We start from the raw sequence: 25,839 nt of genomic DNA on the forward strand, positions 1-25,839 counted from the left end.
TCCGCCAAAAAGATCATCCAGCGTGATTTCTACTTTCGGTATTTCACCGCTTGGTATGTAATCTGTGTTTACTTTTTGCATTGCGCCGATCCGGTTCGTCGTTTTATATTCCTCGATCGTTAAATCCCGAATCGCTTCGACAAATTTATCCATGTCTTTGTAAAAGCGTTCATCGATCACATCATCAACAATGGCTCCGACTTCGCCTACAAATAAATGTAAGGCTTGAAAATCTTCATTGAGCTGATAATATTTATTTTTTTGATTATCATAGCTGAAGTTAACAAAACCATCACTGTCATATTTTCTAATAAGCGATTCTACGGAATCAAGGTTATTACATATTTCATTTAATGTAGCAAATGGACTGAGTGTCCAGTGACCTCCGCCGACAAATTCACCTAATCCCTGCTTTGTTTTCTCCCAATCTGAAGAAATATATTTTACATCCATTGTATCACAACTCCAGCTTCTCGATAATTTCAAGAGCGATCGTCCGGTCTGCTTCCATCATGCTAGTTAAGGTCTCAATTACTAATAAGGAAGCTCTTGCATAATGATTATAAATTTCGGTTATTTTTTCATTTGCTTCTGGGAATGCCTCCATCGTTTATTTTGCTTAGCCTGAAGTATAAAAACCATTTGCTTTTAACTTTTCAATAGAAGGAAGGATCGTTTCATCAAATTCAGATAAAATAGATTCAATTTGCTTATAAATTAAGGTAATTTCGTCAACATCAATATTTATTTCTGCACGAACCCCTCCACCACCGGCCATTAATACAGGCTTAGACATTCGGTGTTACCTCCTTATATGGAAAGTCCATTTCGTCAAACAATATTTTTAAAAACCAATACTGGCTTGCGTGGTAATATTTATCGTTCATCGGATCAATTATCATTAATTTTTTTCATGGGGAAATGCAAACCATTGTTGGTAAAAATCGGGATTATCTTCTACCTGCATACTTTCACCTAAATGAAAGAATTCGAGATTCATAAACTCTTCACCAATCTCCAGAACTCCGAATTCCTCTCTACGTTCATGGGAAAGTTCTTTCTTCAAAAAATTCTTCTCTTCCTTTTCTGTTCACGTAAAATAAATGTAAACCGGTCTATTAATAGTTTTAAAACCAATGCTTTTGAAATAACATGCAATCTATAGTATTTTCCATCTTCCACTTCAACGAGCATGATCACTTCATCTTCATCTACTTCAAGAAAACCGAACATTAAATTATTAATCCGCACATACTTGTTACTTAAGTAATAAACCTCTAACGCCCGAATAACGTACGCACCGCCTTCTGTAATCTTCCCCTCATCTGTTAAAATGTTTTTTTTAACTAACGACTGATGTGCCGCTTTTTCAACTTCGTCTCCTAAAAGATGCAACGTTTTCTTATCGGGTAAGCCAAACAGCATCTCAGATTCAAAGGCAGATGCAAGTAAATATAATTCTGTAATATGAAACAGATCCGATTCGCTTTTGCTCATATGCTTTTCATCCCTTTCACCCGATTATCTTGAGGGAATTCTGCAATATAACTTTCTAAGTTTTTAAGGGCAGTGGATTGTAATTTTGCAACTTCGGATAATTCTGCATGATATTATTCAATAATTTCAATATACGACAAAAACGCATCACTGCTTTTCCCTTTCCAACTCGAAGAAGCAACGGTGGACACAAGTGTTTCACAATACATATGGATCCGTCTCACGCTATTTTCCACTTTAACCGCAAGCTGCTTCGCTTCTTCCAGTTTGGATTGATCAATAACAACATCATTCATTTTATTGACTCCTTTATTTATTCTTTTCTCTCTCGTAATTTTCAGCTTCTGTAATGGCTAAACTCCGGTAATATTCGCATCTTCCGTATGCACGATTCACAGCAATAACCAAATCCAATCGCTTTCCTTTCTCAATTTCAACTTGAGCGTCCAAACGTTCATTTAATTCTTTTCTTTTTTCCACAAAGTCATTGGATGGGATCTTGGATGGAGATAGATAAGGACCTGAGTTCCGGTAACTGTTGTATGCACTCGTGAACTCTTCTACCTTTCGATCATGTTCCTCCAATATATTTCCAAGTCGAGTATACAACTTGTGATACTCATCTCTTTTTCTTTCCGCTTCTGTTTTTCTTCTAAATAGCTGTTGAAGAAATTCAAACATTCCATCATCCCTCTTTTCATTAAATAAACATAGAGAGTACGAGCATATCATTAAATATTCCTTTTGTATTACCATTAATTGCAAACAGTCTCATGAGAATGACTATGCAGGATTAATTTACCAGAAGTTCATAGACTAAAATTAATTACAGGGTATTTTTACTGTTTTAAATGAGACTAAAAATTACAGTTAGGGATTAAGACTTATATATAGTAGGTATTTTCATGGAATAAGACTAATGAGCAACAAATTAATGAGTCATCTTCAATGAAGAATAGCAATGAGAGAAGCAATAGGAGAATACGATCATTATAAATCATTCATTTTTAAGAATAGAGGAAAAAACATAAACAAGAATCTAACATTGTAAAGATAAAGAAACGTTTCCGAGCATCTATCTATCAAATACCCAAGAAACCAACATTAATTGGGTTCTTGGGTATTGTAGAAATAATTTATATTTTACTGTTTAATTAAGTCCACTTCTCCTATTCCATCAATCATTAGCTTCAGATAATTGGATGTATTATAAGATGTAAATGGGAAGTTTGTTGAAATAATAGTCTCGTTATTCTTCAACACTCTACTAAAACCATTTGAAAAATATTCTTTTCCATCTTCGTCTATGACTTTCATCTGATCGACAAATGTACTTTCATCCTCGTATGTTCCATCTACTTTAAATGAAATATGTAAGGATGTTGGATTGGCATTCGCCTCTGATACCTGAATAGTAGAAGATGCATCCTGCATGACATATTGCACTAAGGTATCAACATTTTGCTTTTCTGGATTAGTTACAGAAAGCTTCCAATCACCATCTATTTTCTCAAGCTTATCTATGTCATAAAAAACATTGACACTCTCCACTTCAACTACTGCATCTTCTAAAGTAGGAATATTTCCTTGATGAGACTCCATCAGTACATCCAATTGAGCTCTTCCTGTACTCTCATCTACATTTGAAAGTTGATAATCAAGACCTGATATATATCTTTCTTCTCCTTTTAAAGGTTTTGTATCTGGAATAAACTCAACAATGTATTCTCCATCACCATTTTTTATTCGGTAATCGATTGACATATCTTCCATACTTTTTAGAACGGTTGGATCTTCAAATTCTAACTGAAAACTCACCCCTAACTTATTTTTATCTAAAAAGTAATTTCCTAAAGTTATTTTAATGTCCTTATCAGTTGCCACACTATCATTTGCTTGTGAAAAACCATTATTTAAAGCCTGTTCAACACCTTGATCTCCAAAATTAAAGAAACCGTTAATTCCAGCAATTACATGTTCATTCGTCAGAACAATTCCAGTTACAATCAATGCACATGCCACAGCAGCTATTCTTTTCCAAACATATTGTACTTTCTTCTTTTTACCTTTAGAACGGATTAAATCATAAGCTTGGTCAACCGATTGTCTTACATTATTAGGGATTTCTCTTTTTTCATTCATCATTTGACTCAATTCTTTATCCATATTATTATTCACAAGCAATCACTCCCTCATTGTTATAATAGTTTTTTCTTAACTGTATTTTGGCTCTGGAAAGTCTGGACTTAATTGTACCTTCCGGCTCCTTTAAAAATTCACTGATTTCTCGAACGTTCAAGCCGACAATATAATATAAAATTAGTGCTACCCTGTATGCTTCATTTAAACTATTAAGTGCTTCCTCTAATTCTACTTTTTGAAACTCATCATTTCTCTTATCAGGGATTATATGATCATTCATACTTACGATGTTCTGCTTCCTATTTAGCAAGCTGTTACATTTATTAATTAAAATTTTACAAAGCCACGTATTGAAGTAATCATTGTTTTTAAGTGTATGTACATTTTCGTAAGCCGATATAATAGCTTCCTGCATTGCGTCAGCTACATCTTCGTCATTATTTAATAATTTGCTTGCCGTCCGATATAATACATCTTCATACTGCTTAACTAGTACAATAAACGCCTCCCCATCTCCCTTTTTTACCTTTTTGACTAACGTTTTTGTCGATCCCATTCATCACTCACCTCTTACCTGCTTTTTTGTTTGTTCAATATATTAGATATAGAAAGGTACCAATTGGTTGCATCCAAAAGTAAAATAGTTATTTATCATCCAATTTCCTTTTTATCCTTGAAAATTACAAACTTTTTTCTACTGCCTTATTTAATTATAATCGAGAATCAATTTAAAAGATCACGGATGAAAATACTAGCTTTGCGCTGAATTGGCACAAAAAAACTGTTATATAAAGTTTATTTTCAATCACTTTATATGACAGTCATTTCCAAACGTAATTATTTACTTATCAATATATTTACCTGAATCCGTGATAGAAAAACTCAAAATCCCCCATAAACCCTATGTTATCAGCTATAATTGAGGTAACACTACTGAACCTAGAAGGTGATTTGATGATAAAGTTTAAAATTGAAGAAACAGACGAAAAACTAACACCACATGCTGGTCTTGGAATTGTTGGAATGCTTCTGTCTAAAACAAATTTAAAGGCTCGTCTTGACCATTACCGATTCCTGGTGTTAAAACAGCACCGGATGCTTCAAATAGTGATATAGCAAAATCTTACCTTGGTTTGTTATGCCAAGGAAAAAGTGATTTTGAAATGATTGAAGAATTCCGGAAAGATCCGTTTTATAAATATGCGTTAGACATTGAACACATCCCGTCATGCTCCACACTTCGCCAGCGTTTGAATAATGTTTCAGCACCCCATGCGGATACAACATCTAATACATGGAGCTCGATATTACTTGAAGAATCAGCTGAACTTATTGAATCGTATTCACACTTATTGACGCCCATCACACTGGAAAACAAGAAACAATACATGCCATTAGATGTGGATGTATCCCCTTTTGATAATTCAAACACCAAAAAAGAAGGGGTGTCATGACATACAAAAAGTTTGATGGCTATTCTCCTATCTTTGCCTATTTAGGTAATGAAGGGTTTGGAGTGAATGTGGATCTTCGTAATGGCAAGACACATTGTCAGTGCTAACACCCCAAAATTTTTAAGCCAAACGATTACATATGCCAAAACCATTACGGATCAACCACTTTTACTGCGTCTCGATTCAGGTAATGACAGTGTGGATAACATCAATGTTTGTCAAGATACGACCACAAGTGCCGACTTCATTATTAAGCGTAATCCTCGTAAGGAGACTGCAGAGGAGTGGCTCAAAATTGCAAAGGAACACGGTGATGTTGATAAACCACGGGATGGAAAGACAGTTTACCGTGGTGTCCTTCAGAGAAAACCCAATAAGGCTAAAAAGACTGCTTACCTTGTTTTTGAAGTAATCGAGCGAACGATAGACGCAGATGGACAGGCTCTTCTTATTCCTGAAATTACATTTGATACATATTGGACTTCACTAGACATCCGTGCCGATGAAGTTATTTCACTGTATCACGATCATGGTACAATGGAACAATTCCATAGTGAAATCAAAACAGAACTGGACTAGGAACGCCTGCCTTCCGGAAAGTTTGCGACCAATGATTTGGTTTTGCACTTAGGATTGGTTGCTTACAACTTGTTACGAATCATTGGACAGGAAAGCCTGCAGGCAGATGACCAGCCATTACGTAAGAAAGTTCAAAGACGCCGTATTCGAATAGTAATCAAGTCTATGATTACTATGGCATCAAAAATGATTTTTCATGCTGGTAGATGGGTCTTGAAAATAACGAAGACAAACCCGTGGCTGCCAACATTCAGAAGGCTATACAGCACATTTTCCTCAACTACTTAATAAAATAGCTTCAATTATATGATAAAACAGCCTAAAATACCCATTCCCAGTAAAAGTGCAGGCTTATTTGGCATGCCTTTAAATAGGTGGATGTTTCATTATTAAGATCAAGCAAGTATCCTTGATGTGATATCAAAACATTTCACTGAAGAGAAAATTAAAATTAAGTTTGTTTCTAGTTAATCGGCACATTTGTCACGGATTGAGGATATACTTAATAGGAACGATTCTCTTTAGGAGGCAAGTTATTTGATATTTATCATTTAGCCAACAAAATAATTCATGTTTTAAAAAGTATGATAGATGAACAAATCATAATTTGTGATGTTGAAGGTATAATTATTTCTAGTACGGATCAACAAAGAATTGGAAACTACCACGAAGGAGCTGCTAAAGTTATTAATATCGAAAACCAACTCGTTATTACCGAAGAATTGAGTGGGCGGCTATAGCATTTGAAATTAAAAATGTTGATTATATCGTTAACAATGCTGGAGGCTGTGGAACTTTCTTACATGATTACGAGAATCTTCTTGGAGATGAACCTGAATGGAAAAAAAAGCGAAAAATTTTTCCGAAAAACTAAAAGGTATAACTTCTATTCTAGTAGATTTAAACTTTCATAACCTTTCTCTTTATCTTCCTAATCGGGTAGTAACAAACCAAGATTCATGCCACTTAAGAAAGTACAAAAGACATTTCATGAACCAAGAATCCTTTTACAATCTATTAAAGGGATACAATATGAAGTTAACATTGTCCAGTCCAAGCTTTCTATGAAGCATCTAGACTACAAAATGGAAAAAGTTAAAGAAACATCTGCAACGACTTTTGTTACTACCAATCCAGGTTGTTTATTGCAAATGAAGCTGGGTATTGAAAGAGAGGGATTATCAGATAAAATACAAGCTGTCCATATTGTAGAATTACTTGCTAAAGCATTATACAATTAACATTGAATACCTAAACTTACTATTAAATACAATTCACAAACATATTATCCTTTCCCCATAAATCTTAATTAATAGCGGGTAAAGGATTATATGTTGTCACTTTTACGGTATTTCGTTCGACACGAACCATTAGAAAGTTATTTTAATATTTTTATTCATATCTTCTTCCGATACATTAGGATAATCTTATAGAGATTATAGATTGTTAAAAGTAATATAATCTGCTAACTCACTGATAGACTGTACAACCAAGTTCGGAATACATTTTTCATGGAAAGGAACTTGACTGAATTTATTTTCATTGACCCATTTTTCCTTGCAAAATTTAATAAATTCTTCACTATCACTTCTTTTACCTACTGGAAGTGCAAGAACGTGTACAGGTATTTTTTTATTTATAAAAATGGAAGTGATTCCAAGATTATTAGCCATTAAGATATCATGGTCAATCCTATCGCCAACATGAGCAACAATTTCTCCTCTGTCTTTCAAGGAGCTCAACATTTGAATATCTGGCTTAGCCATACCCGCTGAATCAGAGGTAATGATCTCATCAAACAAATCTATTAACTGTAATTTCTTTAAAACGGGATATTGATATTTATAATATCCATTTGTAGCTACTGCTAGAGCATACCCTTTATTTTTAATTGAATATAAACTATTTAATATTGTCTTCTCAAGTAGATGGATTTTAGGTGTCTCACAATGTTTATTCACTAGTTCCTCAATGTTTATTTGCAATGGAACCTTTAACTTTTCAAGTAAGTTCATAATAATATTATCCCAGTCATAAGCTTCTAATATTTTATTAGCACTCATTCTTTTATAATGTTCATCAGTTATTAATTCCATAACATTTAAATCCTGATCTTCAGTAGTTGATTGGATAATTTCTACAATTTCAGGAAAGACCCAGCCCGTAAAGGGGTTTTGCATCAATGTTTCATCCAAATCAAATGTAATCCACTTTTTCAATTATTTTACAGCTCCCTCTGTTAAGCTTTCCATAAACTGTCGTGATGCGAATAAAAAGGCAATTATCATTGGCAACGAAGACAAGGTTAAACCTGCAAACAATAGGTTCCACTGGGTGTCATACTCGCCAAATAAAGTGAGCATTCCAAGTGGTATAGTAGAGAGTGAGTCGGTACGAATAAAAATAAGTGGATAGAAAAAGTCATTCCAAACATTAATTAAATTTACAATGCCAACTATTGAGATTGCAGGCTTCATTAGAGGCAATACAATTTTATAATAGATTTGAAAGTCGTTACATCCATCCAAACGAGCAGAATCTTCCAGAGCCTTGGGTATGGTACGAAAGAATCCATAAAACAAAAATACTGCAAAAGGAATTCCTCCGGCTACATAAATGAATATTAAGGAGAATAATGTATCTAATAATCCTAAATTCAACATAATCATGTATAGCGGAATAACAGCTAATTTCATTGGTAGCATAAGTCCGATCATAAAAAAAAGCAATAGGTAAGGATTCCATTTTAAATCGTATCTTGCCAAGTAATAACCAGCCATGGAAGAGACAAAAAGTACTATAAAGACTGAAACCGAACTAACTATAACACTATTCCACATATAACTGGAAAAATTCACAACTCTCCAAACCTCAAAATAGTTATCCAAATTAAATGAACTTGGTAAACTTAGTGGATTGGTAAAAATGTCGACGTTTGTTTTGAGAGAAGATGTAATCATTAAAAATATAGGGTAAGCAAATATAAATGTAAAAAATGCTAACACTAGGTATTTAATAAGCTGAATATACCATTTTCCTGGCATTCTTAGCCCCTCCTTTTCTATCTTTCAAAGTCATTTCTCTTAAAGAAAAATAATATTATACATGTAGCGATTCCAATAATAATGAATAACACTACCGCGACTGCAGACCCTAACCCAATAGCTTGTCCACCATCAACTGTTCCAAAAGCTAAACGATAAAAAAACGTGGTCAGGACATCCGTAGAATAATACGGCCCCCCAGAAGATCCCTGCATAGCAAAAACGTATTCAAACGTTTCAAATGATCCAATAAATACTAAAACAGACATTACCATTAAGGCAGGTGCTAGCATAGGAAGCGTTATTCTTGTAATTACTGTAAATGTATTAGCTCCATCGATTCTTGCAGCTTCAAATATCTCATTATCAATTGCTTGCAATCCCGCTAAAAATATTAACATAGAAAATCCTATAGATGCCCAACTATCGACAAAAATGATACTTAATAAGGCCGTATCCATACTTCCGAGCCAAGGTCTCGTTAAAGCTTCAAGTCCAATTCCTTCTAGTAAACTATTTAAAGCTCCTCTTGTAGGGTTTAATATAAGGCTGAATAAAAACCCTATTACAATCACAGATAAAAGCTTTGGTAAGAAATATACGCTTTTAAAAAATTCTTTTCCCTTAACTTTACTATGAATAATTAAGGCCAAAATTAGAGACACAATAAGTTGAGTAATAACTGTTACAAAGAAATAGATCCAGTTATGACTGATTGCATTAAAGAAAAATTCATTATACGGCTTTTCTGTAAATAATGTAATAAAATTATTCAATCCAATAAAATCTTGTCTGTCAAATCCTTTAAAAGAATAAAGACTGTTTAAGGCCGCTGTTATTAAGGGGTACAATTGAAAAACACCATAGAGTAGAGCCGCAGGCAAGAGAAATAAATGAACAAGATGTTTTTTTATTTTTAATGTACCTCGCCTATTTTCCATAGAATTACCTCCATAATATGAATACACAATCCAAGATTGTGTATTCACTTTTATGTTAATTTAATATTAATCAATCGTCTTCTTCTATCATTTCCAATTCCTCTACTTCTTCTTCAGCTGCTCTATCTGCATTTTCCTGAGCGCTGTCTAATAGATTTTCTTTAGAGATTTCTTTTAAGTACATTCCCTGCAAACCATCTTCAAATATTGTTTTAGTAGACGGCGAACCATCTCCAAAGTGTACAAGCATTAAATAAGGAGTGGAGCTTTCTTCAGAAGCTTTATTGATTTTTTGTACAATTTCATGATTAGCTGTTACTCCCTCAATAGCACTAACTCTATTTAAATTGTCACTAAATAATTGACCAAATTCCTTTGTAGCCATGAACTCTATGAATTTTAATGCTTCTTCTTGATGTTGGGAATTTTTTACTACCCCGTATGAGCTATCAACCCAGTTCATAACTGATATATCGCCGGTAGTGTCATCCTTTAAGCCTGTTATTACATCGATTGGAACATCAGGTATATTGGTTTGAAAAGTTTCCAAACGATAATCACCATTTATGTACATAGCAGCTTCTTCCGCATAAAACATAGCTTGAGCATCGTTATCATCTAACGCAATAAAATCGTCCGGTAAATATTCTTCCAACTCTTCCATTCTTTCCAATGTTTTTAGCATTCTTTCATCATTCAAATCAGTTTTTCCTTCTATGACATCTTCTACATATTCATTTCCGTAAGCTGAAGGGGAAATTACACCATGCAACATTGACAATAAATATGCATCCCTACCTCCTTGAGCGATTGGAGTGATATCATTTTCTTTTAACACATTGCTTACCTCAATTAATTCTTCCCAAGTTTCCGGTACATCTAAATTTAAATCATCAAAAATATTCTGATTATAAAAAATGACTCCAGCATTCAAAGTTAATGGAACACCATAAATATTTCCATCACTTCCTTTAGCTGCATCTAAATAAGGATCATCTATGTCCTGAACTCCTGGGACGTCATCTAAAGGTAATAAATAACCATTATCTGCTATTGTGCGAGAACCTGAATAAGGTCTTAATTGTACAATGTCAGGACCAGTGCCCGATACAAGAGAATTTGTAAGAATAGTATTATACTCAGTTGATTCGTATGGTTGAAAGTTTACTTTAATTCCTGGGTTTTCATTTTCAAATTCCTCTATAATTTCCTCATAAGCTGATCGATCTTCTGTTCTCCAACTATACATTTCCAATTCAACAGTATCTTCATCAGACCCTTTGTTTCCTTCCTTACCGGCATCCTTACTACATGCAATAAATAAAATACTGAATGCCATTAAAATTACAAGATAGATAAGTTTCTTTTTCATCTTTAAATCCATCCCTTTTTTATATTTGTTCTCTTGCTACTTTTCAATTACCTTTTCTGTTTTCATTGTTTCTCTAATCTTTAACTCTATTTCTATCATGCCCCCATCTAAATGTTCTACCATCAAATAGTAAAACGCTTACAATATTATTTCTTGATTATTAATATATGTACATCTTACATAAAGTGAATTATTATGTCAATGAATTTTTTTATTGTTGTAATTTTATTTCAAGTATTATTTCAAATCATTTAAAATAGAAATAAACTTATTAAATTTTTATATTGATGTTTCGAAATCTAGGTTGATTTGATTCTATCTCTACTGATACAACCCCAGCGAGTGAATTTATTCTATTATAATATGTAGATATTTTTTCTGCATTTTTTGGAAGTTTACATTCTAACTCCAATTTATGACCTAAGTCTACCCCGGAAAACTTTATATGTTTTATATCCTCAAAAAATTCTTGAATTTCAGATAATGTATTCTCTATATTTTGAGAATGCTCCAAAAAAATGTTAACTTTAACATTTTTCTGATGGAGAGTGTTGGGAGCTATTTTATGAACTAAATACGGTAAAATACGAACGCTTATCATTATAATTATTACTCCAAGCAATGCTTCCAAGAAATATCCTGCTCCAATTCCTATTCCAATTCCAGAAGCCGTCCATACGATTGCAGCGGTTGTTAAACCTGAAATAGCGTCGTTATTTTTTCTTAAGATAACTCCGGCCCCAAAAAACCAACACCGCTTACGATTTGTGCGGCTAAGCGCATAGGATCAGCACGAATAAACATCATATCGTTATACGAGGAAAGTGCTGATTCTATCGATAAGATAGTCAGCAGACAACTAGCAACGCTAATAACAACACATGTTTTTAGACCTAATGGTTTGTTTTTTGCTTCTCTTTCAATTCCTAATACCAAACCGGCAATTGAAGCAGAACATAATTTAATTAACACTGATGTCATCTATTGCTTCCCTCCTAAGATTATATACCACAACATATTTTACTTATCACTCCAATATCTTCTCACCTCACATAATTCTTCTTCGTAAATAGTGTTTTTTATTTCTATTATTTCAATACATTTTCCGCTATTTGGTGAATGAAGCATTTTACCTTCTCCTAATTCAATTCCTACATGATGAACAGTTCCGTATGCAAAGAAAGTAGGTCACCTCGTTGACGATTATTGATTTCTATCTTTTTACTCGATCGTGATTGATCAATTGCATCTCGGCTTATTTTATAACCTTTTGCTTTATGAACTGTGTAGGAAAAACTTGAACAATCATAGCCAAAGGAACTCAATCCGCCCCAAAAGTATTCTAGACCAATAAACTTCAATCCCGATTTGATAATATCTTCACCTGTACCTTCCTTTATTCCTTGGCTACAAGAATAAATTTCAACGTCTTCTTTAGCTAAGTAAGCCAACTCCTTGAGGGGTTTTCACCTTAACTTTTTCATTAATAATTCCTTCTATTGGAAGAGTAGTCAAATAGATTAATTTTATATCTATTCCTTTTTCTTCAAGATACATTAATACAACATTGCTGATTACAATGGCATAATTTTTTCTATTCCAATCTTTCATTTCTACAAAAGCTAGTTGAGATAACGGAATCCATCCAGGATAACCCCGTTCATCTTTTCTCGAATCTTGAGAACTGCAGTAAGTCTTGCCTTTGTTTCTATACTTCCAACCATACATTTAACTCCATATTCATTAGCGGTTGTCGCTATCTTTATTGTTTCTTGAATTTCGCCTGATTACATCAACTTAAAATTGTGCGGATCAGCTCCCTGCATTTGGAACAAGCGCAAAGCATCCGTAGCTATAAAAACACTTCATCTAACATTAGGGGCATATCATTATTTTGTGTAACAAACTGTAAACCTTTAAAATCATTTCCATTAACGAACTGTTCAATAAATTCATTATTCGTCCCTTACTTTTTCCAATTTACTTACGATTTCTACCGCTTCTTTTGGTCTCCAACCCGGATTAGTATCTCTTAATTGTTGATCCCACTCTTTCATGTATCTCGATAATCCTTTCTGTATCTTTTTTGATTGGATCCTTTCCAACTTTTATTTTTAAGTCTGAGAACACATTTTCAACACACTTAACACTTTTTCTACCATTTTATAAGAATTATTAACACTTACAGAAAGTTAGTTTCTATTACATCAGAATATCCACCCAAAAGTTCCATAACGTATTTTTACAAACTTTGATAAACAATCATAAATTGCCATATCAATAGCCGCTTTTGCACTTAAATTACCAACAAGTGAACTACTTATTAATTCAAACAATCCTTCTCTTTTGAAGAATAGATTTTCCCGTAACTTTAGACCCAATGATATGTTAAATCGCATGTTGAATACTAGCAACACTTTCTCCTGTTTTTACATTGGTAGGAACAGTTTTTCCTATGCCTGTAATACCACAATCCGTATTAATTCTTTTAGAATAGATTCAACTGTGGTCACTGTACGTAAAGATGTTTTAAAAGGTTTAATCTACGGTACCTTTATATAATTAGTCTCTATAGAACTAATGATTAGTTTATAACCCCTGGCTCAATTATTACTAACTTCTTTTCAGTATCCATAATTGTCTGCACCCCTAGAGGTACTGCAATATTAGGTGTACAATGTCCTATTTTAAATCCGCTCATTACAGGGATATTTAACGAGGCAAAATAATGATGGAACACTTCTTCTAATTCAAGCGATGGAATTTTTTTAGGTTCTACATTACAAAGTCTCCAACTATAATTCCGTTTCCATTTTCTAATTTACCTGCGTACTTCAATTGGTTTAACATGGAGTCGATCCTATAAGGTTCCTCATTTATATCCTCAAGAAGGAAAATATTATCTTTCACCTCGATTTCATATGGTGTACCAAGCGTACTTATAAGTAAAGATAAATTCCCTCCAACGAGCTTTCCCTTTGTAATTCCTTTGGATAATACAGTTAGTTTCGAGACTTCCTCAGAATAAATTAATTCAGTACTTTTAAACAATTGGTTAAACATTTTTTTAGATAAAGCATCAAATTTATCCTTGGCAACATCCGAGGCCAACATTGAGCCATGAAAGGTTACAAAGTTAGAAACCTGACGAATAGCTGTATGTAAATAAATTACATCACTGTAGCCCCAGATGATTTTTGGATTGCGAGATACTTGATCATAGTCAATCATCGATGCAATCCGCCCAGTGCCATATCCACCCTTAGCAAAAAATATAGCTTTCACCTTTGGATTTTTATCATTTGATGAAAGTCCTCTAACCGTTCCTTATCTGTTCCTGCTAAGTAACCATTAGTTTTGCTAACATTTTCACCCATTTTAACTCTCAGTCCTAAAGCCTCTAAAAAGTTTAATGATTCCCTTAAACAGCTCATATTTGGTGGACTAGCGGTAGCGATTACCCCTACTAAATCACCTTTGACAAACTATTTGAATAATTAATTGTTTATCACCCTTTCTCCGATAAATTATATACTATGCAAGACGTACTATTAGCTACTTAATTCTTGCATTGCTTTCACAAAGTTCCCATTATACTTTTTAATAATAGACTTTGCTTTTTCCAGTTCAACATCAAATAAAATCATTAATATCGCAACACGAGTGTCTCCTTGGGCAATGTCATTCATCTCTCTTGCCTTTTTCTCATCCGCTCCCGTTAAATCACTAATAATAGATGCTGCCCTTTTTCTCAATTTCTCGTTCGTTGCTTGAACATTAACCATTAAATTTTTATAGATTTTTCCTGTCTTAATCATCGTAGTCGTTGAAAATATGTTCAATACCATCTTTTGGGCAGTGCCAGCCTTCATGCGAGTCGAGCCTGTGATAACCTCTGGTCCTACTGGAAGCTCTACTGCAATATCCACCTTATCGGAAAGAAATGAATGGGGATTACATGAAAGTCCAACTGTATAAGCACCTAATTTTCTAGCTTGCTCTACAACCCCAATAACATAGGGAGTTTGACCGCTTGAAGCGATCCCTACGACTAGATCTTTAGGCACTACATGTGTATTCACATCCTCAACACCTAATTCTTTGCTATCTTCTGCATTTTCAACCGCAAACCGGAGTGCTGAGTCTCCTCCCGCGATCACCCCTTTAAAAACATCCGGAGAAACACCAAAAGTTGGAGGACATTCGGAAGCATCTAAAACTCCTAATCTTCCGCTAGTCCCTGCACCAAAATATATAACCCGTCCACCATTTTCAATTGTTTCTATCATTTTGTTTATGACTAATTCTATTTGAGGTAAAGCTTCCCCTACAATATCTGCTACCACTTTATCTTCCTTATTTATTAATTGAATGATCTCAAATACTGACCTTTCATGTAGATTTTCTGATTTAGAGTTTCTCATCTCTGTAACAAATTTATTCATTTTCCATTCTCCATTTCAACAATTAATTAACAATTACAAGTTTAGACATTAAGCCATGTTACTCTTATTCATAACCTCCTCTTTAAATATTAAAGTATGAAGTTTTTCTCTTATGAGAGGTAGTGAGTGTTTTCTTCCTACATGAACAACATTTGTTAAAAACACAACAGAAAGTTTATTATGCGGATCTATCCACAGACTTGTTCCTGTAAAACCCGTATGTCCAATAGAACCTATCGGCCACAATCTACCACAAGACAGGTTCGCATTCGAATCACCTTTTACTTGAAATGCTAAACCTCTATTTTTAACTATATTTTTATTAACTAAGTACATAAGCTCTGGTACTATTACACTTTGCGTCTCGGGATATAACCAATAGTTTGCAAATTTCATCACATCATTAGCTGTAGAAAATAAACCCGCACTTCCGCTTATGCCTCCTAGCAAAAAAGCTTTTTCGTCATGAACTTCGCCATGAATAAATCTGTCCTTATAAAATTCGGTTGCGGCAATACGATCAATATTTTCATTTTTAGGTAGGAATTTAGTATTTTGCAGTTTCCAAGGTATATAAATCATTTGTTCCACAAAGGCGTTTAATCTCATGCCCGTGATTTTTTCTATAATCTCCCCTAACAAAATCATGCCTAAGTCGCTATAAAGCACTTCTATACCAGGCTTGTTAATCATTTTTATTTGATTGATTTCAGACAATATATCCTTTTTGGCTGATCGTTCCATATTTGGTAAATCAGCAGGTAAACCAGAGGTGTGTTGTAACAAATGTTTTATTGTAATTTCTGGATACCTTAATTGTGGTAAGTAGGTTTGTACACTATCTTGTAAGTCTAATTCATTCATTTGATAGAGGTATAATATGGATGGTAGCGTTACCATTACTTTAGTTAATGAAGCTAAATCAAATATCGTTCCATCAGTTATTGAAATTTGCTTATTTTTATTATTCTCGTATGACCCATAACTCTTTAAAAAAACTAATTCACCGTTTTTTGAAACCGTTAATACTCCTCCGGGTATCTGGTTATCATTTACTAATTCTGCTAAATATTTATCGTACATACAATTTATCACTCACTAACCTTGAATATTTATTATTTTTTTAATATCAACCGTTGAACTACATTTTTTTTTCAATATTGCTATGATGGCTCCCATTACTGGTTTATTTTTAGATACTGTTATTTTAAGGTTATTGTTACCATTAAAACCTTGAGTGACTTTTTGTACAAGTAGCTTATTTTTAAATAACCCTCCTACTAATACATAGACCATTTGATCTGCTACTGAAAAAGGAATATTAAACTTTTTATACAGCGTATTTCCGCTCTTAATAATATGAAAAGCTGCATCTTCAATAATTGTATTCGCGACTGGATCTCCTTCTTCAGCAGCTTGAAAAACATATTTAGCCATATTAGCAATTTTCTCTTTTTCATTTGAATTACCGTAAATTTGCTGAATAAGTTGAGAAGGCTCTCTAATATTTTCTCCTTTCAATAACTTAGAAGCTATTGCTGTACTCTTCGCTAACCCATCTATTTGGTTAAATGTAGCTTCAAGTCCCCTATATCCTATGTAAAAACCACTACCCGGTTCCGCACCAATTAAATGTCCCCAACCGCCTACACGCAAAGTTTTTCCATTATTAACCCCATAAGTAATTGAACCTGTACCGCAAATCGATACAATACCTTCACTACCGTACGTACCAGAATAAAGAGCAATTAGAGCATCTGTTTCTATTAACACTTCTCCCAAAATTAATGAATCAGGTAATTTATGTTTAAAAATTTCCTGCCATTTCTGTCTATCATTCCTTCTACCTAATCCAGCAATACCAAAACAAACATGTATCTGTTCAGATCTATTGATTTTATTTGTAGTTAATAATTTTATTATCATTGAAACAACTCTATCTACTGATCTTTCAAAACTTGTACTATGTGGGTTTGATGCCTTTTCTTGGAGACAATCTAGTACCCCTATGTTCACTTGATAAAGTATAGCCTCGGTTTTTGTTCCCCCACCATCAATTCCTATAATGTACACCTTATTTTCATCCCCTATAACGAAACTCTTTTTGCAATGTTTCTACGAGTCTTATTTAAGTATACAGCCGTGGAATCATAATTTCTTGCCGCCACTCCTGTGTAAAGCATAACCACAATATTTAACTGAGCAATCCTAGAAGCAGTTGCTGCGCTCCTAATAATATCTGATTCATTAGATGATACATGTAGCGAAATATCTACCATTTCAGCTAAAGGGTTTTTCCCATATCGTGAAATACTAATTGTTGTTGCGCTTGCATTTTTTGCATTTTTAATGACCGATAATACGTGACTCGTCTCTCCTGAATACGAAATTCCTATGGCTACATCGGACTCCGTCAATGTCACTGAGGAAGTAATTTGTAAATGGGCGTCTTCATAAGCTGTGCAAGACTTATTAATTCTCAAAAATTTTTGCTGAGCATCTAATGCGATTATCTGAGAAGCAGCAGCCCCATAAAAATCTAGTCTTTTGGCACTATTAATTGCATCTATAGCTTTTTCAACATTATTATAGTTTAATATTTTTAATGTTTCAGTTATTGATTGTATATTTTTTTGGAAGACTTTCTCAATTAGAGAGTTAATATTTTCGTCTCTTGAAATCTCTTTATAATTATAATTATATAATTCATTTGTCTGAAGATCGCCCGCAATTCTCACTTTTAAATCTTGATATCCTGCAACACCAATGCTTTTACATAATCGTATTATTGCCGCTTGACTGAACCACTGCGTTCTGATAACTCTTTCACTGAAAGGCTTAACACCTCTTCAGGATACTCCAAAATATAGTTAGCAGCATTTTTTCAGCAGGTCGGACAATGTTTAAAGCTTCTCTGATTCTTACTAACCCATCATTATGTTTCACTACGTAACCACCCTATTAAAACTAATAATAGTATATTACTAGTGAAATAATATGTCAATAACTTAAATTAATTTAAAAATAAAATTTCAGATATTTTCTTATCACAAAATAGAATAGGTCATGTTAATTAACTCCACTAACACTATAGCCGTTTAAAATTAGTTTACAAAATTAAACTAATTTTGTATGATTTTAAGAGTCTATATATGGTCAATTGTCAGTCTCGCATATTTAGTTTGTTAAAGAACATCCTCCCTCTCCACCCAACTATACAACTCCCGCAATAAAACTCGATCTGACTTTACTTGCTGTATCGTATACTTTTTTCCTTTATAACGATCAGGGATCCGTTCTCCCGTTGCGTATCTATTCGCAGATGTACGTAATGTCACTTACTTCCCATTTTTATTGTTTTTCTGTACTGTGCCGAGTTTGCAACTACTGTTTTCTCTACATCTCTAATATGAACCCAAGAATAAAGTTCTTTCAGTAAAACCCGGTTACTTCCTCGCTGCATGACAGTGTATGTCTTTCCTTTATATCGTTCAGGAATCCGTTCCCCGGTTGCATAATGAGTAGCTGAATGTCTTAAGGTAACTTTTTCATGCAACATCACATTATTGTTGGACGTTAGATAGTTCGTATCGGTAACTTTAACCACTTTTTTAACCGTTACTACCTCTACTCCAGCACGAACTTTCTTAATAAATGTACTCCAATTTACCCCTTTATGTCCTTGTCTCATTAGTTCGGACAATTTTTTCCAATCCAATGATGATGCTGCTTTATTTCTTTGATGTATGAAGGAAGCGTCGGGCTGTTGATCTTGCAATTAAACGAATTAGAAAGTCATTGCAAGGATGACCGGATGATGAAGGACAAATTAAAACACTGCGAGGATTGGGGTATCAGTTCCGTGTTTACCAAAAATGAAACCAATAACCAATTAACAATCAAACAAACTCCACTTCGGAGATATTGGACAATTAGATACTTATTAACATTATGTATGGGACTTTTTATTCTTGCAATCATTTCTGCTTCTTGGATTCGCCATAATACATTAGACAACAGGTTAAACTTGATGTCACTGTTGGCAGACAGCATGGCAGATCGAATTGTCGCAGTGAATGAGCAAACCCAAAATCCAACCGTTCTTAGTTATGAAGAAGAAATATAAAACAGAATTAGAAATCGATCCTTTTACGTATATAGCAGATACAAATGGAACTATTATTTGAAATTATCAATCACAAGGGCCAATAAAACAAAAATTAAATCCATCCATTTTAATGACGGATAAAAGAATTCAAAAAACTGACCTTTGGTAAAAATGAATTTTATCTAGTTAAATCCCCTCTTCTCATCAATAATTCAATTATTGGTTGGGTAGTGATGATCGACACGAAAGATAATTTAGCTTACGTTAATCAAGAATACACACAGCTTGCAATTATGATTATTGGTCTAGCATTATTTGGCTGGGCTGCAATTTATGTTTTATCAAACCGGCCAGCAAAACTCATTAAAAATGTGGCCGCAGCAGCAAAACAAGTAGCAGGAGGGAATTATCAAATCAATTTGCCTGAAACAAGTAAAGAAAAAGAAGTACATGAATTAATCGATTCTTTTAAAGAAATGACCATTAAATTAGAAAAACTTGAATCATTACGGACAGAGCTTTTGGCTGGTATTACGCATGAATTGAAAACTCCAGTATCTTCTATGAGCGGCTTATTGCAAGCACTTAAGGAAGGAGTCGTTTCTGGAGAAGAGGCAAAAGAGTTTTTAACTATATCGTTAAATGAAACAGAAAAAATGCAGACGATGGTGGAAGATTTGCTCGCATTCAATCAATTTGCTACAAATACAGTCCCTATTAACAAGAAACTTCAAAATATAAACGAAATAGTAGAAGAAGCAGTTACTAGTTGGAAAATTACTCACCAACTTGAAAAAATAATTATCAAAGTATCTAAACTAACAAATCCAGTGGAAATAATATCGATCCAAAACGTTTTCAACAAATTATGACGAACCTACTAAACAATGCACGACAGGCTATGAACAATAAAGGTGACATTTTTATTAACGTAATGGAGAATAATTCCCAAATGATGATAGAGATATCGGACACGGGGAGTGGAATACCTGATGCAGAGCAACCATTTATTTTCGAACGTTTATATCGTGGTGAAAAGAAAAAATATAAAATAAGAGGATTAGGACTAGGTCTAGCTCTTAGTAAAATGATTGTCCAAGCCCATGGTGGAGATTTAGTGTTAGTAAAAAGCAATAACGACGGGACAACCTACCGAATAACTTTGCCCAAATAACGGCTGACTATCTAATTGGTTGCTTGACATCTGCTTATAATATGAGCAGTTACTCCAACTGGTTCACGCACAACGTAATCCAGTAATCCATCTTCAATTGGAATCATGTTACCCATAACCTTATCGGCAGCGCCTCCAAAAAGCGAAAATACCTTATTGCTGCTTCTACATCCGCGTATGCCTGAGAAAGAGGCTTTCCTACATCAACAGATTCAAGTTTAGCTAATTCATCTCTGTGCGTCTTTATTTTATCAGCTAAATCAAATAATATTTCCTTACGTTCAAACGCTTTTATTTTTCTCCAGCTCTCTCCGTGAAAAGCAGTATAAGCGGCTTTAACAGCAATATCAACATCTTCTCTCGTTCCACGTGGGATAACAGCAATTTTATCTCCATTAGAGGATTTCTTACAACTATTCCATCAGCATCTGTATGTCGTAGTCACTTACCATTAATATACATCTGAAACTTTTGCACTAGCGTTCTCTCCTTCAGACAACTATATATTTCTTCCGCCATCGACATGCAGAACGGCTCCCGTAACCATATCTGTCGCATCCGATAGCAGAAACTTAACTGATTGAGCAATATCTGCTGGATTTAGCAGCCTTCCAACTGGTACACTCTTTTCAAATACCGTTTTTTTTCGTATCATCGACATTTGCTCCACGTTTTGAAAATTGACCAAGCATATTCTTTCATCTTTAAACTCGAGCCCTTCTGTAACAAGAGATATGCAAGTGGATTCTCCCTCCTGTTTACCATCCTTATATCCTCAGTTCCAACCCAATAACCATCGATTAAGTCCTCTTCAGTTACCTTGGCACCAACTCTGCATTAGAAATGAATTCTACAAAGATAGTAATGCTTCGTAAAATTTTTAATGCAAAAAAATAACAAAACACTATATCATTAAATGATTTTTTCATTGTTAGTCCTATCACATCAGGAGATAGAAGTGTTTATCCAATAAATCATTGACATTTTAAAATAAATAAGATAACCTTCTTGTAAAGAATTAAGTTCATCATAAGAGAACTAAGGGGGTAAATTAAAATTAACAAGGTTAACAGAAAACAGATTACAATGTATTGGTATTTTAGAAGGGAGAAGTCGTTATTAATCTAAATGTTGATTTTTAAGAATTAATGAGAAAACAGCAGTATAGCATTCGCAAAAGAAACATTAATATGAGCTTCTGAATAAAGATGACAAAAAATATCGTTTTTGGAATGATAGTACTAAATCTGCCAACATTTATTATTTTTCAAAAAAAAGTTAAGGAGAATTCTATGAAGGAAATTAATGTTAATAATTTTATTGATAACCAAAATTTTAAGCGATTTCATTTAGTGTTACTGATATCTTGTATATTTATTATTGTTGCAGACGGTTACGATATGTTTATGCTAGGTGCTATTCTTCCACAATTGATGGAAGAATGGGCAATGGATTCCGTTACTGCAGGTAAAATAGGTAGTTATGGACTTCTTGGAATGATGTTAGGGGCAATGATATTTGGACCTATAGCCGACCGATTTGGTAGAAAAAGTGTTATATTAATTTGTACATTTATTTTTACTGTGTTTACATTCACATCTGGATTTGCCAATGATCCATTTTCTTTTGGCGTCCAACGTTTTATTGCAGGGATTGGACTAGGAGGTGTAATGCCAAACCTTATTGCACTTATTACTGAATATGCACCAAAGAATTTGCGGAACACTCTTGTTGCTATCATGTTTAGTGGTCATGCATTTGGCGGCATTCTTGCTTCGCTAGGTGCTTTGGTGTTATTACCAATCTTTGATTGGCGTGCTGTTGTTTGGGTCGCTGGTCTACCACTATTCGCATTACCAATCCTATATAAAGTTTTGCCTGAATCATATAGTTATTATATGAAGGAAAATAAAAAGGAAAAACTGATTCCTATTTTGAATAAAATGAATGAAAACGATTCGTTTGATAAAGAAGATGTATTTATAATGAATAAAACAGACGATACGGATACTTCTTTTAAGAAACTATTTATTGAAAAACGAGCATTAAGTACCTTGATGTTTTGGGTTGCAGCATTTATGTGTTTATTAGTTATGTATGGTTTGAGTACTTGGTTACCTAAAATTATGCAATCTTCAGGATATCCTGTTGGTTCCAGTTTACTATTTTTAATAACACTTAATTTAGGGGCTGTAGTAGGAGCTATATTTGGCGGCAAACTTGCTGATCGTTTTGGCTCGCGGAAGGTACTAATTACTTTTTTTATAATTGGATTTTTGTCACTTACTGCTTTAAGTTTTAGACCAAATGCTATAGTTCTATACATATTACTTTTTATTGCTGGGGGAACGACTACAGGAACCCAAATTAATACCAATTCATATGTTTCACAATTTTATCCATCTGGTATCCGTTCAACAGGAGTTGGTTGGGAGTTGGGAGTGGGAAGGATAGGTGCTATGATTGGCCCTGCTCTTGGTGGATTTTTACTAAGTTCACAGCTCCCATTGCAGTTTAATTTCTTGGCATTTGCAATTCCTTGTATTATTGGTGCGATAGCCATCTGGTTAGTTCAAGAGAAATATGGTCAGTCAACAGGTAATATTAATAAGGATAATTTTAATATTGGGGATTTAAAACTTCATTCAGAAAGAAAATCTATTTAAATAAAGAAGACTTGGTTCAGATGGAGAAATGTATCAAACGAAGAACGCGGCTTCCTGGGACAGGGACTGCGCTTACTCGTCTCATCGAAGACCATGTGCACTTTCATTCGTCCCACCAAAAAGCGTTTGTGCAAACGTTTTCCCTAGCACGTCCTGTGCATCGAAACTCCATCTGAACCTTAGTCGCACTTATTTCGGAGCTTGGCAAATAAATAATAATTTATTTGCATAAGGGTAACATCGCTTCTGACTGCCCATGGCGGCTCATCAATCAGCGTGTTTTTAGCGGCACTTATCTCCCGCCTGAAAGGCTAAGAGTTTTAGTAACGCCGCGGAGATAAAAAGAGAATGTAGGAGCATTGGCATTGTTGTAAATGAACATGTAAACACAAATTTTCTCAAGAAAAAAGTCCTTTCTAATGTTGCTGGTAACAACACTTTATAAGAAAGGACGACTTTTTTTCGTTTATTAACCGGATTTTACATATTTAAATTTTTTTTAAGTTCCTATATATAATTTTTTTTCCTATTATTAATAGTTGTACTGTTCAATAACCGGTTGGACATTTCTATTATTATATAAAAGTGGCTTCGTATCGTTTTTCTTTATATTGATCACTTCTCCTATTAATATATAATGATCTCCAGCTTCAATTTGTTGGTGCTTTTTACACTCCAACAATCCAAACATATCATTTATTATAGGTAAATTATTTTCAATTAATTGCCGATTTGTATCATTGAATCGTTCTTCTTTATCACTGCTAGCAAATAAATAACATAACTCTATTTGATGATCAGATAAAATATTCACTGCAAATGTCTCGGATTTTGATAAATGAATCTAAGCTTCTTGATTTTTTATCAATAGACCATAGAATTAATAAAGGATCAATGGATACAGAAGCAAACGAGTTAACCGTTAGACCTATTGGAGTATCGTTATCCAACGGAGTAACAACAGTTACACCTGTTGGGTAATTCCCCTTACATTTTTAAATAAATCAATCATCACCTATCACCCCGTTTTCGTTTGAATATTCATGGGTTGCTCTATATAATCATTACTTCGGTTTCTTTCTGAATACTTCACTAAATATGTCACTAGACGACCAGAACCGAACACAAGTTTATTTTCAGATTTTTCAAATGCTCTTGAGGCAAAATGAAGAAAATGAATAATTTCTGTTCTCCGATGAATAACATTTATACAACCTTGATCGAAAAACCATTGATCAATCGTGTTATAAACACCTCGATTTATCCCAAATTCTTGATAAATAAATTTGTGAAATGAAAGATCAGTACTATGAATAAGATCACAATCCATTTGCATTTAAATCACTCGCTTTCATCAAATCTTTCAAGAATTAAGCGTTTTAAGTCATTTGGACAAAATGTTTATATTCCTGAAACTCTGATAATGCTGACTTTCCATTTAATCGTCCTAACCCACTTTGATCAAATACAAGCCCCCAAGCATTTACCCAAACTGTTCCCGCTTTTATTTTTTCAGGCATAGTTAATGATCGCTGGCGACAATTTGTCCAAATGGAAGCAGCTAGACCGTACTCCGTAGCAATTGACATCCCTATCTGTTTACAGGGAATCAACATTTTCTTTCCTGTTAAAATATACACGTTAAAGCTAACCTTTACAAATTTTCCGAACGAGAAAGCCCACTCCTTTAGGTGTGGGATGATAGTGAAGTCAAATACGGAGTTCCACTGATAAACAGAAGGTTTGTGGTACTTCAAGTATTTGAATATTTGAATATTTCAGTGGTTATCTTTCCACATAATTAAATTAAATTGTTCAAAACGTGTAGGTATAGATATTGGTACGTCTACTATTGCGATATGCAGTAAAGATAAAGTCCAACTTCAAGAACTTGCGCCAGAGTGCAAAACTAACGAAAATGGAACAATAAAAAAAGGTAGATTAAATTGGACATACTCTAAAAAATACAAGAAACTATGCAAAAAGAGAAAAGAACTTTATCGTAAAATCGCTGTTCAACGTAAAATGGCACACGAAAAAACCGCTAATGAAGTCCTTTCTCTTGGTTCTGATGTTCGAGTTGAAACCATGCGGTTTCAATCTCTGCAAAAGCATGCGAAAAATACCACACGCAATAAGAAAAATGGCAAAATCAATCGTAAGAACAGATTCGGCAAATCAATAGCCAACCGCGCTCCAGCGATGTTGCTAATAATAATTGACCGAAAACTAGGCTATCAAGTTCGTTCTTTGAAGAATATAGATACTCACGCAACAAAAGCGAGTCAATTCAACCATATAACAGGAGAATATGGTAAAAAACAACTTTCAGAACGTTGGAATGATTTCGGGGAATTTTTCATCCAACGTGATTTATATAGTGCCTTTTTAATCAGTAACACAAACGAAAGTTTTAA

The 25,839-nt window shown here is 34.0% G+C and carries 28 protein-coding genes and 10 pseudogenes; 8 read left to right on the top strand and 30 right to left on the bottom strand.

Annotated elements, in window-relative coordinates; all coding sequences use genetic code 11:
• The 8 genes and pseudogenes from SPD89_RS18485 to SPD89_RS18525 form a co-directional block, all read right to left on the bottom strand.
• Window positions 1–453 (bottom strand): annotated as a pseudogene (locus tag SPD89_RS18485) (hypothetical protein); the annotation flags it as partial.
• A 4-nt stretch (window positions 454–457) separates the two neighbouring features.
• Window positions 458–607: a hypothetical protein gene (locus SPD89_RS18490; protein ID WP_336263428.1), complete on the bottom strand. Its 150-nt coding sequence runs from the start codon at window positions 605–607 to the stop codon at window positions 458–460.
• Window positions 608–619: 12 nt separating this feature from the next.
• Window positions 620–796, bottom strand: coding sequence for a hypothetical protein (locus tag SPD89_RS18495; RefSeq protein WP_336263429.1), 177 nt, complete (start codon window positions 794–796; stop codon window positions 620–622).
• A pseudogene (locus SPD89_RS23220) lies at window positions 789–1,497 on the bottom strand (DUF5081 family protein). The gene SPD89_RS18495 and the pseudogene SPD89_RS23220 overlap by 8 nt, the downstream one beginning before the upstream one ends.
• 113 nt (window positions 1,498–1,610) lie before the next feature.
• Window positions 1,611–1,793 (bottom strand): hypothetical protein, encoded by a 183-nt coding sequence (locus SPD89_RS18510; RefSeq protein ID WP_336263432.1) that lies wholly within the window; start codon window positions 1,791–1,793, stop codon window positions 1,611–1,613.
• A 13-nt stretch (window positions 1,794–1,806) separates the two neighbouring features.
• Window positions 1,807–2,178 carry a hypothetical protein gene (locus tag SPD89_RS18515; protein WP_336263433.1) on the bottom strand — a complete coding sequence of 124 codons (372 nt, stop codon included), beginning with the start codon at window positions 2,176–2,178 and terminating at the stop codon, window positions 1,807–1,809.
• 462 nt (window positions 2,179–2,640) lie between these two features.
• On the bottom strand, window positions 2,641–3,675 hold the full coding sequence (locus tag SPD89_RS18520; protein WP_336263434.1) for a DUF4179 domain-containing protein: 1,035 nt from the start codon (window positions 3,673–3,675) through the stop codon (window positions 2,641–2,643).
• The gene (locus tag SPD89_RS18525) at window positions 3,668–4,195 is read right to left on the bottom strand and encodes a sigma-70 family RNA polymerase sigma factor (protein WP_336263435.1); all 528 of its coding nucleotides are present in this window, start codon (window positions 4,193–4,195) and stop codon (window positions 3,668–3,670) included. The genes SPD89_RS18520 and SPD89_RS18525 overlap by 8 nt, the downstream gene beginning before the upstream one ends.
• A 347-nt stretch (window positions 4,196–4,542) precedes the next feature.
• Here SPD89_RS18525 and SPD89_RS18530 point away from each other — a divergent pair.
• The 3 genes and pseudogenes from SPD89_RS18530 to SPD89_RS18540 all read left to right on the top strand — a co-directional run.
• Window positions 4,543–5,960 (top strand): annotated as a pseudogene (locus tag SPD89_RS18530) (IS1380 family transposase).
• A gap of 254 nt (window positions 5,961–6,214) precedes the next feature.
• On the top strand, window positions 6,215–6,412 hold the full coding sequence (locus SPD89_RS18535; RefSeq protein ID WP_336263458.1) for a sugar diacid recognition domain-containing protein: 198 nt from the start codon (window positions 6,215–6,217) through the stop codon (window positions 6,410–6,412).
• A pseudogene (locus SPD89_RS18540) lies at window positions 6,412–6,913 on the top strand ((Fe-S)-binding protein); the annotation flags it as partial. The gene SPD89_RS18535 and the pseudogene SPD89_RS18540, both read left to right, overlap by 1 nt.
• 195 nt (window positions 6,914–7,108) lie before the next feature.
• Here SPD89_RS18540 and SPD89_RS18545 read toward each other — a convergent pair.
• From SPD89_RS18545 to SPD89_RS18620, 16 genes and pseudogenes are all read right to left on the bottom strand, one after another.
• Window positions 7,109–7,891, bottom strand: coding sequence for an HAD family hydrolase (locus SPD89_RS18545; protein ID WP_336263436.1), 783 nt, complete (start codon window positions 7,889–7,891; stop codon window positions 7,109–7,111).
• Window positions 7,892–8,716: a carbohydrate ABC transporter permease gene (locus tag SPD89_RS18550; RefSeq protein ID WP_336263437.1), complete on the bottom strand. Its 825-nt coding sequence runs from the start codon at window positions 8,714–8,716 to the stop codon at window positions 7,892–7,894.
• A gap of 17 nt (window positions 8,717–8,733) precedes the next feature.
• A complete protein-coding gene (locus tag SPD89_RS18555; RefSeq protein WP_336263438.1) occupies window positions 8,734–9,657 on the bottom strand; it encodes a carbohydrate ABC transporter permease in 924 nt (307 codons plus the stop codon).
• A 70-nt stretch (window positions 9,658–9,727) separates the two neighbouring features.
• Window positions 9,728–11,029: an ABC transporter substrate-binding protein gene (locus SPD89_RS18560; protein WP_336263439.1), complete on the bottom strand. Its 1,302-nt coding sequence runs from the start codon at window positions 11,027–11,029 to the stop codon at window positions 9,728–9,730.
• Window positions 11,030–11,300: 271 nt separating this feature from the next.
• Window positions 11,301–11,660, bottom strand: a complete 360-nt coding sequence (locus tag SPD89_RS18565) for a hypothetical protein (RefSeq protein ID WP_336263440.1) — start codon at window positions 11,658–11,660, stop codon at window positions 11,301–11,303.
• Window positions 11,661–12,010 (bottom strand): annotated as a pseudogene (locus SPD89_RS18570) (MgtC/SapB family protein); the annotation flags it as partial. It abuts the gene before it with no gap.
• Between the two features lie 39 nt (window positions 12,011–12,049).
• Window positions 12,050–12,480, bottom strand: a pseudogene (locus SPD89_RS18575) (C40 family peptidase).
• On the bottom strand, window positions 12,464–12,757 hold the full coding sequence (locus tag SPD89_RS18580) for a hypothetical protein (protein ID WP_336263443.1): 294 nt from the start codon (window positions 12,755–12,757) through the stop codon (window positions 12,464–12,466). The pseudogene SPD89_RS18575 and the gene SPD89_RS18580 overlap by 17 nt, the downstream one beginning before the upstream one ends.
• Before the next feature lie 479 nt (window positions 12,758–13,236).
• Window positions 13,237–13,443, bottom strand: coding sequence for a hypothetical protein (locus tag SPD89_RS18585; protein ID WP_336263444.1), 207 nt, complete (start codon window positions 13,441–13,443; stop codon window positions 13,237–13,239).
• Window positions 13,444–13,613: 170 nt separating this feature from the next.
• Window positions 13,614–14,487: pseudogene (locus tag SPD89_RS18590) on the bottom strand (S66 peptidase family protein).
• A gap of 93 nt (window positions 14,488–14,580) precedes the next feature.
• Window positions 14,581–15,474: an N-acetylmuramic acid 6-phosphate etherase gene (gene murQ, locus SPD89_RS18595; protein ID WP_336263445.1), complete on the bottom strand. Its 894-nt coding sequence runs from the start codon at window positions 15,472–15,474 to the stop codon at window positions 14,581–14,583.
• A 48-nt stretch (window positions 15,475–15,522) separates the two neighbouring features.
• Window positions 15,523–16,557, bottom strand: coding sequence for a serine hydrolase domain-containing protein (locus tag SPD89_RS18600; RefSeq protein WP_336263446.1), 1,035 nt, complete (start codon window positions 16,555–16,557; stop codon window positions 15,523–15,525).
• Window positions 16,558–16,572: 15 nt separating this feature from the next.
• Complete coding sequence (locus SPD89_RS18605) at window positions 16,573–17,547, bottom strand: N-acetylglucosamine kinase (protein ID WP_336263447.1); 975 nt, start codon at window positions 17,545–17,547, stop codon at window positions 16,573–16,575.
• A 14-nt stretch (window positions 17,548–17,561) separates the two neighbouring features.
• A complete protein-coding gene (locus SPD89_RS18610; protein WP_336263448.1) occupies window positions 17,562–18,212 on the bottom strand; it encodes a MurR/RpiR family transcriptional regulator in 651 nt (216 codons plus the stop codon).
• 15 nt (window positions 18,213–18,227) lie between these two features.
• Window positions 18,228–18,293 (bottom strand): annotated as a pseudogene (locus SPD89_RS18615) (hypothetical protein); the annotation flags it as partial.
• 515 nt (window positions 18,294–18,808) lie between these two features.
• Window positions 18,809–19,192, bottom strand: coding sequence for a hypothetical protein (locus SPD89_RS18620; protein ID WP_336263449.1), 384 nt, complete (start codon window positions 19,190–19,192; stop codon window positions 18,809–18,811).
• A 41-nt stretch (window positions 19,193–19,233) separates the two neighbouring features.
• Here SPD89_RS18620 and SPD89_RS18625 point away from each other — a divergent pair.
• The 3 genes and pseudogenes from SPD89_RS18625 to SPD89_RS18635 form a co-directional block, all read left to right on the top strand.
• A pseudogene (locus tag SPD89_RS18625) lies at window positions 19,234–19,353 on the top strand (winged helix-turn-helix domain-containing protein); the annotation flags it as partial.
• Between the two features lie 462 nt (window positions 19,354–19,815).
• Window positions 19,816–20,454, top strand: a complete 639-nt coding sequence (locus SPD89_RS18630; protein ID WP_336263450.1) for a HAMP domain-containing sensor histidine kinase — start codon at window positions 19,816–19,818, stop codon at window positions 20,452–20,454.
• Between the two features lie 29 nt (window positions 20,455–20,483).
• Complete coding sequence (locus tag SPD89_RS18635) at window positions 20,484–20,756, top strand: sensor histidine kinase (RefSeq protein ID WP_336263451.1); 273 nt, start codon at window positions 20,484–20,486, stop codon at window positions 20,754–20,756.
• A 103-nt stretch (window positions 20,757–20,859) separates the two neighbouring features.
• Here SPD89_RS18635 and SPD89_RS23225 read toward each other — a convergent pair whose 3' ends face one another.
• Window positions 20,860–21,141 (bottom strand): aldehyde dehydrogenase family protein, encoded by a 282-nt coding sequence (locus SPD89_RS23225; protein WP_442961201.1) that lies wholly within the window; start codon window positions 21,139–21,141, stop codon window positions 20,860–20,862.
• 114 nt (window positions 21,142–21,255) lie between these two features.
• On the bottom strand, window positions 21,256–21,411 hold the full coding sequence (locus SPD89_RS18640; protein WP_336263452.1) for an SDR family oxidoreductase: 156 nt from the start codon (window positions 21,409–21,411) through the stop codon (window positions 21,256–21,258).
• Window positions 21,412–22,048: 637 nt separating this feature from the next.
• On the opposite strand from SPD89_RS18640, the gene SPD89_RS18645 reads away from it, so the two are divergent.
• Window positions 22,049–23,422 (top strand): MFS transporter, encoded by a 1,374-nt coding sequence (locus SPD89_RS18645; RefSeq protein ID WP_336263453.1) that lies wholly within the window; start codon window positions 22,049–22,051, stop codon window positions 23,420–23,422.
• 532 nt (window positions 23,423–23,954) lie between these two features.
• Here the strand turns inward: SPD89_RS18645 and SPD89_RS18650 are convergent.
• From SPD89_RS18650 to SPD89_RS18665, 4 genes are all read right to left on the bottom strand, one after another.
• The gene (locus SPD89_RS18650; RefSeq protein WP_336263454.1) at window positions 23,955–24,236 is read right to left on the bottom strand and encodes a flavin reductase family protein; all 282 of its coding nucleotides are present in this window, start codon (window positions 24,234–24,236) and stop codon (window positions 23,955–23,957) included.
• Window positions 24,220–24,372, bottom strand: a complete 153-nt coding sequence (locus tag SPD89_RS18655) for a flavin reductase family protein (RefSeq protein ID WP_336263455.1) — start codon at window positions 24,370–24,372, stop codon at window positions 24,220–24,222. Before SPD89_RS18655 ends, SPD89_RS18650 begins: the two co-directional genes overlap by 17 nt.
• 68 nt (window positions 24,373–24,440) lie before the next feature.
• Window positions 24,441–24,758 (bottom strand): hypothetical protein, encoded by a 318-nt coding sequence (locus tag SPD89_RS18660; protein WP_336263456.1) that lies wholly within the window; start codon window positions 24,756–24,758, stop codon window positions 24,441–24,443.
• 43 nt (window positions 24,759–24,801) lie between these two features.
• On the bottom strand, window positions 24,802–25,062 hold the full coding sequence (locus tag SPD89_RS18665; protein ID WP_336263457.1) for an aldehyde dehydrogenase family protein: 261 nt from the start codon (window positions 25,060–25,062) through the stop codon (window positions 24,802–24,804).
• Window positions 25,063–25,447: 385 nt separating this feature from the next.
• Here SPD89_RS18665 and SPD89_RS18670 point away from each other — a divergent pair.
• Window positions 25,448–25,839 (top strand): annotated as a pseudogene (locus tag SPD89_RS18670) (RNA-guided endonuclease TnpB family protein); the annotation flags it as partial.

Origin of the sequence: Pseudogracilibacillus sp. SO30301A (assembly GCF_037072025.1) — a bacterium.
Lineage (GTDB): Bacteria > Bacillota > Bacilli > Bacillales > Amphibacillaceae > Pseudogracilibacillus.

What these genes read in the sequence shown, in the direction of transcription:
- SPD89_RS18510 (WP_336263432.1), bottom strand. Translation starts at nt 1,793, where the DNA reads ATGAATGATGTTGTTATTGATCAATCCAAACTGGAAGAAGCGAAGCAG.
- SPD89_RS18490 (WP_336263428.1), bottom strand. Translation starts at nt 607, where the DNA reads ATGGAGGCATTCCCAGAAGCAAATGAAAAAATAACCGAAATTTATAAT.
- SPD89_RS18630 (WP_336263450.1), top strand. Translation starts at nt 19,816, where the DNA reads ATGATCGACACGAAAGATAATTTAGCTTACGTTAATCAAGAATACACA.
- SPD89_RS18640 (WP_336263452.1), bottom strand. Translation starts at nt 21,411, where the DNA reads ATGATACGAAAAAAAACGGTATTTGAAAAGAGTGTACCAGTTGGAAGG.
- SPD89_RS18550 (WP_336263437.1), bottom strand. Translation starts at nt 8,716, where the DNA reads ATGCCAGGAAAATGGTATATTCAGCTTATTAAATACCTAGTGTTAGCA.
- SPD89_RS18555 (WP_336263438.1), bottom strand. Translation starts at nt 9,657, where the DNA reads ATGGAAAATAGGCGAGGTACATTAAAAATAAAAAAACATCTTGTTCAT.
- murQ (WP_336263445.1), bottom strand. Translation starts at nt 15,474, where the DNA reads ATGAATAAATTTGTTACAGAGATGAGAAACTCTAAATCAGAAAATCTA.
- SPD89_RS18635 (WP_336263451.1), top strand. Translation starts at nt 20,484, where the DNA reads ATGAACAATAAAGGTGACATTTTTATTAACGTAATGGAGAATAATTCC.
- SPD89_RS18580 (WP_336263443.1), bottom strand. Translation starts at nt 12,757, where the DNA reads ATGTATGGTTGGAAGTATAGAAACAAAGGCAAGACTTACTGCAGTTCT.
- SPD89_RS18525 (WP_336263435.1), bottom strand. Translation starts at nt 4,195, where the DNA reads ATGGGATCGACAAAAACGTTAGTCAAAAAGGTAAAAAAGGGAGATGGG.
- SPD89_RS18515 (WP_336263433.1), bottom strand. Translation starts at nt 2,178, where the DNA reads ATGTTTGAATTTCTTCAACAGCTATTTAGAAGAAAAACAGAAGCGGAA.
- SPD89_RS18645 (WP_336263453.1), top strand. Translation starts at nt 22,049, where the DNA reads ATGAAGGAAATTAATGTTAATAATTTTATTGATAACCAAAATTTTAAG.
- SPD89_RS18495 (WP_336263429.1), bottom strand. Translation starts at nt 796, where the DNA reads ATGTCTAAGCCTGTATTAATGGCCGGTGGTGGAGGGGTTCGTGCAGAA.
- SPD89_RS18660 (WP_336263456.1), bottom strand. Translation starts at nt 24,758, where the DNA reads ATGCAAATGGATTGTGATCTTATTCATAGTACTGATCTTTCATTTCAC.
- SPD89_RS18600 (WP_336263446.1), bottom strand. Translation starts at nt 16,557, where the DNA reads ATGTACGATAAATATTTAGCAGAATTAGTAAATGATAACCAGATACCC.
- SPD89_RS18560 (WP_336263439.1), bottom strand. Translation starts at nt 11,029, where the DNA reads ATGAAAAAGAAACTTATCTATCTTGTAATTTTAATGGCATTCAGTATT.